The sequence below is a fragment of the Pseudomonas persica genome (assembly GCF_900291015.1).
Classification (GTDB): domain Bacteria; phylum Pseudomonadota; class Gammaproteobacteria; order Pseudomonadales; family Pseudomonadaceae; genus Aquipseudomonas.
On record NZ_OLKL01000041.1, the window covers coordinates 1 to 14,146 of the forward strand.

The window sequence follows — 14,146 nt, forward strand, 5'->3', positions numbered from 1 at the left end:
CGCGCTGATGAAAAATCAGGACGAATATGTCACCAAAGGCGGGAAACTGGCTTGCTGAAAACCATAGAATCTCCCACAGGTACAGCGCCAAACCTCGAGAACAACGCCGTACCTGTAGGGGCGGTGCAGATCTCACCTGCTCAGGTCACAACCCCTCCAGCTCGGCCATCAGGTCACTGAGCCGGTCGACCTTGTCGTCATCCAGCGCACTGCCCTGCAGCCCCTGCACATACACCGCCAGCTCCGCCACCGTGCTGCACTCGAACATTGCCCGTAGCGGCACGTTCAGTTGCAGCTGCTTCTGCACCCGTGAGGCTATCTGCGTGGCCAGCAACGAATGCCCGCCCAGCGCGAAGAAGTTGTCGTGCACCCCTACCCGCTCGGCCTTGAGCACATCGGCCCAGATACCGGCCAGTACCTCCTCCAGTTCATTGCGCGGCGCCTGGTAGGCCTGGTTGTGCTGGCCGCCGATGTCGATGGCAGGCAAGGCCTTGCGGTCGAGCTTGCCGTTGGCGTTGCGCGGCAGGCTGTCGAACCAGCCCCAGTGCAGTGGGACCATGTACTCCGGCAACTCGGCACGCAGGCGCTGCTTGAGCTGCTCCAGCAACGCAGCGTCGGCTGCAATGCCCTGATGCGCCACCAGGTAGCCCACCAGGTGCTTGCCATTGACCCCATCCTGCACGCCAACGGCAGCCTCGCGGATCTCGACCTGCTCGTGCAGGCGGGCTTCGATCTCGCCCAGTTCGATGCGGTAGCCGCGGATCTTCACCTGATGGTCAATGCGCCCGACATACTCCAGCACGCCGTCCGGGCGCTGCCGCGCCAGGTCGCCAGTGCGGTACAGGCGTTCGCCCGGCGCACCATGAGGATGGGGGATGAACGCCAGCGCCGTGCGCTGCGGGTCGCCGACATAGCCTCGGCCCACGCCGGTGCCAGCCACGCACAGCTCACCTACCGCCCCCAGCGGCACCAGCGCCTGGTCCTCGTCGAACAGGTACAGGCGGTTGTTGTCGGTCGGTGTGCCGATCGGCAGGTAGCTGCCACGGGTCGAGGCGGCATCGACGCGGAAGAACGCCACGTCATCGGAACACTCCGCCGGGCCGTAGGCGTTGACCAGGCCGATCTGCGGGTAGCGCTGCAGCCACTGCGCCGCCAGCTCCGGCGGCATGGCTTCGCCGGTCGGCAGCATCCAGCGCAGGCCATCGAGGGCCTGGTGGTCGTTGGCCAGCATGCCCTGGATCAGCGACGGCACGCTTTCCAGCACGCTGATGCCGGTGGCCTGCACATGCGCCAGCAGGCCCTGCGGGTCATGGGCGATGGCGTTCGGCACAATCTCCACCCTGGCGCCGAACAGCGGCGCGGCAAGGAACTGCCACACCGAAATGTCGAAGCTCTGCGAGGCCGTCTGGGCGATCACGTCCTGCTCGCCGAGCGCCAGGTACGGCACCTTGCTCAGCTGGTTGTTGAGCATGCCGCGCTGCTCGACCATCACCCCTTTCGGCAGGCCGGTGGAGCCTGAGGTGTAGATCACATAGGCGAGGTTATCCGGCCCGCTGTGAATGCCGGGGTTGTGGCTGGCCACCGGGCTGGCCTGGATGTCTTCCCAGACCAGCAACTGCGGCCGCGCCGCTGCCTCCAGCTCGTCCAGCAACTGCCGCCCTTGCCCGGCACAGGCGGCGCTGCACACCAGCACCGGCGTGCGGCTGAGCTGGATGATGCTTTGCAGACGTACCGCTGGCAGGCCCGGATCCAGCGGCAGGTAGCCGGCGCCGGCCTTGAAGCTGCCGACGATCATGCCCAGCAACGGCAGCCCGCGTTCGGCCAACAGCGCCACCGGTTGATCCACGCTCACACCCGCCGCGATCAAGGCATGGCCCAGGCGGTTGGCCGCCAGGTTCAACCCGGCATAGTCGTAGGAGGCATCCAGGCAGCGGGCCACGGTACGTTGCGGGTGTGCGGCCACCTGCGCTTCGAACTGGGCGATGTAGCTCTGCTCCAGCGGATAGGCACGCGCGGTACGGTTGCAGTCCTCCAGCAGGAAGCGCCGCTCCTCGGCCCCCAACAACGGCAGTGCACTCATCTCCCCTTCAAAGCCTTGCACCAGCGCCAGCAGCAGGCGCTTGAACTCGGCCAGCAGGCACTCGACGGTCGGGTAGTCGAAGTAGCGCTGGTCGAACGACAGGTGCAGGCCAAGGTCATCGCCCGGGTAGCACACCGCTGTCAGCGGGAAGTTGGTGTGGGTACGACCCGAGTCGGAACTGGCATTCAAGTGCTGGGCGTGGTCGAGCACGGCGCTTTCCACCGGCGCGTTCTCGAACACGAACAGGCTGTCGAACAGCGGCTGGCCCTTGGGCAGTTCGCTGCATTCCTGGATCGCCACCAGCGGCAGGTATTCGTACTCGCGCAGCTCCATGTTGCGCTCCAGCAGGCCTTGCAACCACTGGCGCACACTGCAGCGCTCACCCGCCACCGGCAACTGCACGCGCAGGGCGACGCTGTTGATGAACAGGCCGACGGTACGCTGCATCTGCGGCATGCTCACCGGGCGCCCGGCCACGGTCACGCCAAAGATCACGTCGCGCTCGCCGCTGTAGCGCGCCAGCACCAGGGCCCAGGCCGCCTGGGCGAAGGTGTTGACGGTGAGCTGGTGGGCCTGGGCCAGTTCGCGCAGGCGCGCACCATCGCTCACCGCCAGGCGGGTGTAACAGTCGCCGACGATCATGCCGCTACCGGCATGTTCGTGGCGCAGCGGGCGGTCGCTGGGGATGGTGGTGGCGCGTTCGAAGCCGGCCAGGTTGGCCCGCCACCAGGCTCGCGCGTCGTCCAGGCCCTGGCGTTGCAGCCAGCCGATGTAGTCGCGGTAGCGCGGTGGCACCGGCAACCGGGCCTGGCGCCCCTCGCCGAGAGCCTGGTAGATCTCGAAGAAATCGTTCATCAACAGCGAACGGCACCAGGCATCGATAAGGATGTGGTGGTTGCTCATCATGAACCAGTAGCGCTCGTCGGCCACACGCACCAGGCGCAGGTGGAACGGCGCCTCGCTGAGCAGGGCGAAACCTGCCTCGCGCTCCTGCTTGTGCAGGGCCTGCAGGCGCTGCTCCTGGGCGTCATCGTCGAGGCCACGCCAGTCCTGGTAGTCCACCGGCGTGTTGCCCGGTTTGTGGATGATCTGCAGCATCGCCTCGCCGCTGTTCCAGCTGAACGATGCGCGCAGCGCCTCGTGGCGGGCCACCACCGCCTGCCAGGCCTGGGCGAAGCGTTCGGGGTCAAGCGCACTGTTGATGCGGTAGCGGTCCTGCATGTAGTAGAGGCCGGTGCCCGGCTCCAGCAGGGTGTGCAACAACATGCCCTCCTGCATCGGCGTCAGCGGGTAGACATCTTCGATCTGCGCAGCCGGTACCGGCAGCGCGTCGATCTGCGCCTGGGTCAGGTGCGCCAGCGGGAAGTCCGACGGCGTGAAACTGCCGTTGCCATCAGCCAGGCAATGCTCGACCAGCGCCAGCAGCTCCTGGCGATAGGCCTCGGCCAGGCGGGCGATAGTCCGCTCGTCATAGCGCTCGGTGCTGAAAGTCCAGCGCAGTTGCAGGGCACCGCCATACACCTGGCCATCGACACTCAGCCAGTTGGGCAGCGCTGCATCGAGGTCGTGGGCCAGGCCGGCCGGGGCGTCCATCGGCTGGAACAGAGCAGTGCTGTCGAACTGCTGGTCGAACTGGCCCAGGTAGTTGAAGGTGATACGCGCCTGTGGCAAGGCCGCCATCTGCTCGCGCCCGGCCTCATCCGCCAGGTAGCGCAACACGCCGTAGCCCAGCCCGTTGTGCGGCACCTGGCGCAGCTGCTCCTTGATGCGCTTGATCGAACCGGCCCGCGCCGCGTCGTCCTCGCCTGGCAGCGGGCGCAGGCTCAGTGGGTAAGCGTTGGTGAACCAACCGACGCTGCGGGTCAGGTCCATGTCTTCGAACAGCCCGTCGCGGCCATGGCCTTCAAGCTGTACCAGCACTTCTTCGTCGCCGCTCCAGCGGCACAGGGCACGCGCCAGCGCGGTCAGCAGCAGGTCATTGACCTGAGTGTGATAGGCCGCCGGGGCCTGTTGCAACAACTGCCGGGTCTGCGCCACATCCAGGCCAATGGCCAGGGTGCTGGCGTGGCGGTGCAGGTTGCCGCCCTGCGGGTGATCGCATGGCAGTTCGCGGCGCACACTGCCCAACTGGCGTTGCCACCAGCCCAGCTCGTCGCGCAGCGAATCGCTGCCGGCGTAGCTGGCCAGGCGTGCGGCCCAGTCGCCCATGGCATGGGTCTTGGCCGCCAGCGGCTGGCCACGGTACAGCGCCTGCAGGTCTTCCAGCAGCACACGCCACGACACGCCATCGACCACCAGGTGATGGATCGCCAGCAACAGGCGCTGACTGCCCTGCCCGTCATTTACCAGCAAGGCGCGCAACAGTGGGCCCTGCTGCAGGTCGAGGCTGCATTGCAGGTCGGTGTACAAAGGTTGGCAATCGGCGAAGTCGGCAACCGTGGCTGTCCACAGCAACCGCCCGGAGGCAGGTTGGGCATATTCGGCCTGCCAGCGGCCCTGGGCCTGGCTGAAGCGCAGGCGCAGGCTGTCGTGGTGCTGCACCAGGGCAGCCAAGGCTTGCGCCAGTACTCCCTCATCCAGCGGCTTGCGCGGCTCCAGCAGAACGGCCTGGTTCCAGTGCTGCGGCTGTGGTACTTCACTGTCGAAGAACCAGTGCTGGATCGGCGTGAGGCCGGTCTGGCCCTGGCGCTGGCACTGATCGATGCTGCTGGCGGCTTCGCTGTACCGAACGACAGCCGCCAGGGTCTGGATGGTCTGATGCTGGAACAGGTCGCGCGGGGTGAACTGCAAGCCGGCCTGACGGGCCCGGCTGACCACCTGGATCGACAGGATCGAGTCGCCGCCCAGTTCGAAGAAGTTGTCCTGCACGCCGATCTGGACAACGTTGAGCACGTCGCGCCAGATCTGCGCCAGTTGCGCTTCCAGCTCGTTGCCAGGTGCCTGGTACTGCTGGCGTGCCTGCTCCAGGTCCGGCAGCGGCAGCGCCCGGCGGTCGAGCTTGCCATTGCCCATCAGCGGCAGGCTGTCGAGCAGCACCAGGTGCGCTGGCACCATATAGTCCGGCAGGTGCTGGCGGGCATCGGCTTTCACCGCGTCGCGCAGCAGGCCCTGGACCTCACTGTCGGCAGCGGCCTGCTTGCACACCAGGTAACCCACCAGTTGCTTGCCGCCCGGCAGGTCGAGGGCCAGCACCACGGCCTCGTCGACATCGGCATGTGCCTGCAGGCGGCTTTCGATTTCGCCCAGTTCGATGCGGAAACCGCGAATCTTCACCTGCTGGTCGGCACGGCCGAGGTACTCGACCAGGCCATCGCTGCCCAGGCGCACCAGGTCACCAGTGCGGTACAGGCGCCCGCCTTCGCTGCTGAACGGGTCGGCGACGAAGCGCTCGGCACTGAGGCCCGGGCGGTCGTGGTAGCCCTGGGCCAGGCCGGCACCGCCAACATACAGCTCGCCAATACCGCCTTGCGGCAACAGCGCAAGGTCCTCGTCAAGGATGTACGCCGTGCGGCTACCGATGACGCGGCCGATCGGTACGCTGCCAAGCTCCGCTGGCAGTGTTTGTGGTGCCAGGCAGGCCAACGGCATGACCACGGTTTCGGTCGGCCCGTAGGCGTTGAAGAACTGCTGCGGCGCGAAGGCCTGGCGGATGCGCTGCAGGTGTTCGCCGGTCAGCGCTTCCCCACCGGTAATGACCAGCCGTACGGGCAACTGCTCGCCCTGCCCGGCCAGGTACTGCGCCAACTGGCTACCGTAGCTGGGCGTGAAGCCGAGGATGCTCACCTGCTGCTCGCGCACCAGCTGGCAGATGTCTTCGGCGCCCCACTGCCCCTGGGCACGCAGCACCACGCGGGCACCACACAGCAGCGGCACCCACAGGCGTTCGCTGGCGGCGTCGAAATTGATCGAATAAAAGTGCAACTCGCAGTCGTCGCTGCGCATGCCGAACGCGGCGATCACCGCCTGGCAGTGCATGGCGAACTCGCCGTGGCTGACTACCACGCCCTTGGGCGTGCCGGTGGAGCCGGAGGTGTAGATCAGGTAGGCCTGGTGCTGCGGCAGGTTGAGGTTGTCCAGCGGCGCATCGCTGTAGGCCGACAGGCTGGCGCTGTCGTCCTCCAGGCTCCAGCGCGCCACGCCTGCGGGCAGCTCGCCCAGGGTTTGCAGCAGCGCGCGCTGGCTGAGCAGCAAGCCGACGCGGCTGTCTTCGATCATGTAGCGCAGGCGGTCGAGCGGGTACTCGGGGTCGAGCGGCACGTAGGCGCCACCGGCCTTGAGGATGGCCAGCAGGCCGACGACCATTTCCAGCGAACGGTCCAGCGCCAGGCCCACACGCACCTGCGGGCCGACGCCACGCTCGCGCAGGGCGCGGGCCAGGCGGTTGGCCTGCTGGTCGAGTTCGGCATAGGTCATGTGCTGGCCGGCGAAGGTCAACGCGCCAGCGTGTGGCGTGCGTGCGGCCTGGGCGGCGAACAGGCCGTGCACGGTCTGGTCGAGAGCGAAATCCTGCTCGCCCTGCAACTGGCCCGCCAGCAACTGTTGCTCGGCGCTGCTCAGCATCGGCAGTTCGCACAGGCGCTGTTGCGGGTTGTCAAGCAGGCCAGCCAGCAGTTGCTGCCAGTGCTCGGCCATGCGTGCGATGCGTGGTTCGTCGAACAGGTCACGGCTGTAGGTCAGGCAGCAACCCAGGCGGCCGTCGAGGTCGGTCACCTCCAGGTACAGGTCGAACTTGGTGGCGCTGGCGTCGTTGACCAGGTACTCCACCTGCATGCCGGCAAGTTGGCGGCTTTGCTGGAATGCCCAGCGCTGCACGTTGCACATCACCTGGAACAGCGGGTTGTAGGCGCTGCTGCGCGGTGGCTGCAGGGCTTCCACCAGCTGGTCGAACGGCAGGTCCTGGTGCGACTGGCCTTCGATGGCAGCCTGGCGCACCTGCTCCAGCAACTGTGCGGCGGTCAGCTGGCCGTCCAGCTCGCAGCGCAGCACCTGGGTGTTGAGGAACGCGCCGATCAGCCCTTCGCTTTCCGGGCGGATGCGGTTGGCCACCGGCGCGCCAATGCGCAGGTCACGCTGGCCGCTGTAGCGGTGCAGCAAGGCGGCCAGGGTGGCAGTCATGGTCATGAACAGGGTCAGGCCACGCCGGCTGTTGAAGCCATGTACGCGGGCGACCAGCGCCGGGTCGAGCTCGAAGCGGTACAGCTCGCCACGGTGGCTCTGCACTGCCGGGCGCGGGCGGTCGGCAGGCAACGCCAGCACCGGGTGTTCATCGCCCAGGCGATCCTTCCAGTAGGCCAGCTGGCGCGCGCCCTCGCCGCTTTCCAGCCATTGCCGTTGCCATACGCTGTAGTCCAGGTACTGCACCGGCAGCGGCGCCAGCGGCGATTCGCGGTCATCGACGAAGGCCTCGTACAGCTCGCCCAGTTCGCGGGCGAAGATGTCCATGGCCCAGCCTTCGGTGACGATGTGGTGCAGGGTCAGCACGAAGAAGTGCTCGCGCTCTTCGGCCTTGACCAGGCAGGCGCGCAGCAGTGGGCCGCGCTCCAGGTCGAACGGCTGGTGCGCCTGGTCGTCGGCCAGTTGTTGCAGGCGTTGTTGCCGGGCATCGGCGGGCAAGGCGCTGAAGTCCTGCCAGTCGAGGTGCAGGCTGCTGTCTTCGGCTACGCACTGATACGGCACGCCATTGATGCTGGGGAAGGTGGTGCGCAGGGTTTCGTGGCGCACCACCAGCGCCTGCAACGCACGCTCGAAGGCATCCACATGCAGGGTGCCGCGCAGGCGTGCCATGCCGCCGACGTTGTACGCCGGGCTGTCCGGCTCCATTTGCCAGAGGAACCACATGCGCTGCTGCGAGTACGACAGCGGCACCGCCTGGCGGCGGTCGACGCGGACGATTGCGCCTTGCAGGTTGTGCTCACCGGCAGCGCGGATACGCGCGATCTCGGCACAGAAGGCGCCCAGTTCGCTGGCGTCGAACAGGGCCTTGAGCGGTAGCTCGACATCGCAGGCCTGGCGCGTGCGCGAAACAATTTGAGTGGCCAGCAGCGAGTGGCCGCCGAGGGCGAAGAAGTCGTCCTGCAGGCCGATGCGCGGCAGGTTCAGCACCTCGCGCCAGATGGCGGCGACCTGCTGCTGCAGCGCGGTTTGTGGCTCGACGTGCTCACGCTGCTGCCACACCGGGGCCGGCAATGCCTTGCGCTCGACCTTGCCGCTGGGGCCCAGCGGCATCTGCGCCAGCGCGATGAGTTGTGCCGGCACCATGTAGGCCGGTAGTTGTTCAGCCAGCACCGTCAGCAATGCATCAGGCTGGGCGCTGCCACTGTAGTAGCCGACCAGTTGCGCGCCGACGGCATCCTTGTGGATCAGCACCAGCGCCTGTTCGACCCCCGCCTGCGCCAGCAGGCAGGCCTGGACTTCCTCGGGCTCGACGCGAAAGCCGCGCACCTTTACCTGCTGGTCGAGGCGGCCAAGGTACTCCAGCGCCTCGGTCTGCACCTGCCAGCGGGCGCGGTCGCCACTGCGGTACAGGCGTTCGCCATTGCCGTCGGCCTGCGGCACGAAGCGCTCGGCGGTGAGGCCCGGGCGGCCCAGATAACCACGGGCCAGGCCTGCGCCGCCGAGATAAAGCTCGCCTGGCACACCGGGGACGGTCAGTTCCAGCTCTTCGTCCAGCACGCGGCACAGCACATTGCCCAGCGGGCGACCGATTGGTGAGCGCTCGCCATCGCTAGCCTGGCAGTGCCAGTGGGTGACGTTGATGGCGGTTTCCGTCGGGCCATAGCGGTTGTGCAGTTGCACCTGTGGCAGCACCTGCAGCACGCGGTCACGCAATGTGGCGGACAGCGCTTCGCCACCGGAGAACAGTCGGCGCAGGCTGCTGCAGGCACCCGCCTGCGGCTCCTGGACGAACACCTGCAACAGCGGCGGTACGAAGTGCAGGGTGGTCACACCATGGGCCTGTACCAGCGCGGCGATGCGCTGCGGGTCGCGGTGCTCGCCCGGGCCAGCGAGCACCAGCTTGCAGCCCGTGACCAGCGGCCAGAAGCATTCCCACACCGAAACGTCGAAGCTGATCGGCGCCTTCTGCATCAGTACATCGCTATCGTCCAGCGCATAGCTGGCCTGCATCCATTGCAGGCGCTCGGCCAGTGCCGCGTGGGTATTGCCCACCCCCTTGGGCTGGCCGGTGGAGCCGGAGGTGTAGATTACATAGGCCAGGTTGTCGCCATGCAGGTGCAGGCCGGGGGCATGCCCGGGCCAGCTGTCCAGGTGCAACTGGTCGAGGGCAATGGCACTGACGCCATCCACCTGTGGCAGCTTGCCCAGCAGGTTGCTGTGACTCAGCAACAAACCAGCGTTGCAGTCGGCGAGCATGTAGGCCAGGCGCTCGGCCGGGTAATCGACGTCCAGCGGCACATAGGCACCGCCGGCCTTGAGAATGGCCAGCAGGCCGACCAGCAACTGCGGCGAACGCTCGACGGCGATGGCCACGCAGGTATCGGGGCCGACGCCTTTGTCACGCAGGTAGTGGGCCAGACGGTTGGCCTGCTGGTGCAGCTCGGCGTAATCCAGGCTGCCACCGTCCCACACCAGGGCGGTGCGCTGCGGGGTCAGGCGTGCCTGGTCATTGAGCTGCTCGACCAGCAGGCGTTGCGGCGCCGCAGCCGGTGCCTGGCCCCAGCTCGACAGTTGGGCGCGGCCTGGCTCGTCGAGCAATTGCACCTCACCCAGCGCTCGCTGCGGCTCGGCACATACCTGCTCCAGCAGGGCCAGCAAGTGCTGGGCCAGGCGCTTGACGGTGCTGGCATCGAACAATTCGGCGGCATAGTCCAAGGCCAGGCTCAGGCGGCCCTGGTGGTCTTCTTCACTGTGCAACTGCAAGTCGAACTTGGCTTCGCGACTGTGCCACGGCAGCTCTTCGGCCAGCAGGCCCGGCAGGCGACGCAGGGCAGACAGGTCACGTTGCTGGTGGTTGAACATGACCTGGAACAGGCCTTGCTCGCGAGCCTCGGGCATAGCTTCGACCAGCTGCTCGAACGGCAGGTCCTGGTTGGCTTGGGCGTCCAGGGTGGCCTGGCGCACCTGGGCCAGCAACTGATCGAACGGCAGGCGGCCATCGAGTTGTGCTCGCAGTACCTGAATATTGATGAAGAAGCCGACCATACCTTGGGTTTCCAGGCGCGGGCGGTTGGCGTTGGGCACCCCGACACGGATATCGGCCTGGCCGCTGTAGCGGTGCAGCAGCGCCTGCCAGCCGGCCAGCAGGACCATGAACAGGCTGGCCTGCTGGTCGCGGGCCAGGTCCTTGAGCGCTTCGCTGAGCCTGGCCGGTACCTTGAGGTTGAAGCGGGCGGCGCGGTGGTCGCGCCGGCTGGTGCGCGGGTGGTCAGTGCACAGGTCGAGCACCGGCAGTTCATCCCCCAGGCGCACCTGCCAGTACTGCAACTGACGCTCGGCTTCGCCTGCGGCCAGCCACTGTCGCTGCCAGCTGCCATAGTCGGCGTAACCCAGGGTCAGCGGTGCCAGGTTGGCCTCAAGGCCCTGGCAACGGGCGGCGTACAGTCTGGCGAATTCGTCGAGCAGGATGTTCAGCGACCAGCCGTCGGCGACGATATGGTGCAGGGTGACCCACAGCTGATGGTGCTCATCGTCCAGGCGCGCCAGGGTCACCCGCAGCAATGGCCCACGGGTCAGGTCGAACGGCTGGCGGGCCTCGGTTTCACGCTGGGCGGCGACCTGTTCGGCGGCCTGGTCTTCAAGGTCCAGGCGGCGAAAGTTGAACGACTGTTGTGGCAGGATGCGCTGCAGGGCCTGACCGCCCTCTTCGGCAAACAGGGTACGCAGCGATTCGTGACGCGCCACCAGCGCCTGGAAGGCTGCTGCCAGGGCGCTTTCGTCCAGCTCACCGCGCAGTTGCAGGCCGGCTGGAATGTTGTAGGCCGCCGATTGTGGGTCCAACTGCCATAGCAGCCACAGGCGGTTTTGCGCCAGCGACTGGGGCAGCGCCTGGGCGCGCTCCAGGGTGGCGATGGCGGCGACCTGGCCACCGCCTTCGGCGATGATCGCGGCCACCGCCGTGCTGTAGTCCGCCAGTACCGGCGCCTCGAACAAGGTACGCAGGCCCAGGTTGATGCCCAGCTCATCGGCCAGGCGTGCGGTAACATGGGTGGCGGCGATGGAGTTGCCGCCCAGCAGCAGGAAGTGCTCGTCTGCCGACACCGCCTCGACCTTGAGGATATCGCGCCACACACCGGCGATGCGTGCCTGCAGTTCATCGCCGGCTGCCCCCGTGGCAACGGGCTCGCACACCTCAGGGAAGCGGGCATAGCAGTCCAGGCTGCCGTCGTCCATGCGCAGGCGGCATGCCGAACGCTGCAGCTTGCCGCTGGAGGTCCTGGGCAGCGCGCCCGGGTTCAGCAGCAGGACCACGGCCGGGGCCTGGCGACAGGCGTCGGCGATTACCTGGCGCAGGGTCTTGATCAGGTCCTGAGGTTTGACCGCCTTCTGCACGTTGCGGCTGATTTCCACCGCCACGCCGATGCCCTCCTCGCCTTGCTGTTCAACGGCGAACACTGCCACCCGGCCTTTGCGCAGCACATCCACTTCACGCTCGAGGGTTTGTTCCAGGTCCTGCGGGTACAGGTTCTGCCCACGCACGATCAGCATGTCTTTCAGGCGCCCGGTGACGAACACTTCGCCTTCGCGCATGAAGCCCAGGTCGCCGGTACGCAGCCAGGTCTGGCCGTCCATCTCGACGAAGGTGCGGGCACTGGCTTCGGGGTTGCGCCAGTAACCCAGGGCGATGCTCGGGCCGCCGGCCCAGATCTCGCCCACCTGGCTGTCGCCCAGCACCTGCAGGCGTTGTGGTTCGACAATGCGCACGGCATGCCCGGGCTGCGGGTAGCCACAGCTCATCAGCACACTGCCCTTGCCAGGTTGCGCACGGTTGGTAGCGAAGGCCTCGCCGTCCAGCTCCAGCGCGGCGATGCCCTGGCCACGGCGGCTGCCGCTGACGAACAGGGTCGCCTCGGCCAGGCCGTAGCTGGCGAAGAAGCTCTGTGGGTCGAAGCCGCAGGCCTGGAACTTGTCGGCAAAGGTGGTCAGGCTGTCCTGGCGGATCGGCTCGGAGCCGGAATAGGCCACCCGCCAACAACTGAGGTCGAGCCCGGCCAGCGAGGCTTCGCTGACCCGCTCGCAGCACAGCCGGTAGGCAAAGTCGGGGCCGCCGCTGATGGTGCCGCCGTATTCACTGATAGCCTGCAACCAGCGCAGCGGCCGGGCCAGGAAGTAGCCCGGCGACATCAGCACACAGGGCACGCCGCTGAAGATCGGCTGCAGCAGGCCGCCGATCAGGCCCATGTCGTGGTAAAGCGGCAGCCAGCTGACGATCACGTCATCAGGATTGAGGTCGATACCGAAGCCCTGGCGGATCAGTTGTTCGTTGGCCACCAGGTTGCCATGGCTGACCTGCACGCCCTTGGGCAATGCGGTGGAGCCGGAGGTGTACTGCAGGAAAGCGATGTCATCACCCTTGAGCGCGGGCTCGCGCCAGTTCGCAGCCAGCGCCGGGTCCAGGCCATCCACTGCCAGCAGCTCGGGCGCGTTGGCCGCCGCCAGGGCCTCCAGGCCCTGCAGGCTGCCGTGCAGCGCCGCAACGGTCAGCAGCAGGCGCGGCGCGGCGTCATCGATGATCGACAGCAAGCGCTGCTGGTGGTGCTGGCGCGCGGACTCCGGCGGGTAGGCCGGCACCGCAATCACGCCGGCATACAGGCAGCCGAAGAACGCTGCCACATAGTCTGGCCCGCTAGGGAACAACAGCACCGCACGGTCGCCGAAGCCGGCCCGGGCCTGCAAGGCAGCGGCGATGGTACGCGCGCGCTGGTCGAGGTCCCGGTAGCTGAGCACGGCCTGCTCGCCGGGCGCGTCGGCCAGAAAGCGCAAGGCGACTTTGTCCGGGGTCTGCGCGGCGCGTTGCGCCAGGGCCTGGACCAGCGAGAGCGGGAGTTCGAAGGCGTCCGTCATGGGGTGTTCCTGCCAGTGTCTGGTGGGGTCGGGCCGGCTGCTCCGCGAACGTGGGCGCGGCGGCCTCGGGTGTACACAGGGGAACGGATGGGCGGGGGGAGAAATTAGCCTGTCGGCTTACCCGCAGCGGCTCAGCGCAGGCCCTTTCGCGGGTAAGCCCCCCCATAGGCTTAGAACTGGAATATGCAGTTACCAATTACATTTCGCATTTGACAACCATTATCATTCTGAATAGCTTGTCGCCCGTCGTAGGAAGCTTCCCAACTTTGGGTGCGTCCTTTCCTCTCTGTGACAAGGTGATTTCCATGGCGGAACAACTATCCACAAGTAAGTGCGATTCACCATTACTGCAGGCCTTCGTCGACAACCGCAGCATCCTGGTCAAGATCGCAGCCCGCATCACCGGCTGCCGGTCGCGCGCCGAAGATGTGGTGCAAGACGCCTTTTTCCGGCTCAGCGCCGCCCCGCAGATCACCTCGTCATTCAAGGCGCAGTTGAGCTATCTGTTCCAGATCGTGCGCAACCTGGCCATCGACCATTACCGCAAGCAGGCAATGGAGTTGAAGTACTCCGGCAGCGAGGAGGAAGGCCTGAACGTGGTCGTGCAGAATGCCTCCCCGGAAGCCACCCACATCAACCTTGCCGCGCTGGATGACATTGCCCGGGCGCTGAACGATCTGCCCCAGCGCACCCGCTATGCCTTCGAGATGTACCGCCTGCATGGCGTGCCGCAGAAGGACATTGCCAAGGAGCTGGGCGTGTCGCCGACGCTGGTCAACTTCATGATCCGCGATGCGCTGGTGCATTGCCGCAAGACGGCCAGTCGCCAGGCCTGAAGCCTTTGCCCAGAGATTGCCGGGGGCGCGTTGCGCCCCTTTCGCCGGCAAGCCGGCTCCCACACCGACCGCGCAGCTCTTGAGGCCCAGCCCTTTGGGCTGCGCTGTCGCATAGAGAACTGAATTCGCAAGCGCTCCCACAGGGGCCCTGCTAATTCAACCAGTTATGTGCAGCTCTATGAGAGCTGGCTTGCCGGCAATGGGCCGCACA

At 66.8% G+C, this 14,146-nt stretch carries 2 protein-coding genes; one reads left to right on the forward strand and one right to left on the reverse strand.

Going from position 1 to position 14,146, the window contains the following annotated elements:
- Window positions 1-145 precede the first annotated feature (145 nt).
- Entirely contained in the window at window positions 146-13,099 is a 12,954-nt protein-coding gene (locus FQ664_RS19670; RefSeq protein ID WP_144174274.1) for a non-ribosomal peptide synthetase, read from the reverse strand.
- 305 nt (window positions 13,100-13,404) lie between these two features.
- Here FQ664_RS19670 and FQ664_RS19675 point away from each other — a divergent pair, with 305 nt between their 5' ends.
- Window positions 13,405-13,935: an RNA polymerase factor sigma-70 gene (locus FQ664_RS19675; RefSeq protein ID WP_144174275.1), complete on the forward strand. Its 531-nt coding sequence runs from the start codon at window positions 13,405-13,407 to the stop codon at window positions 13,933-13,935.
- Window positions 13,936-14,146 lie beyond the last annotated feature (211 nt).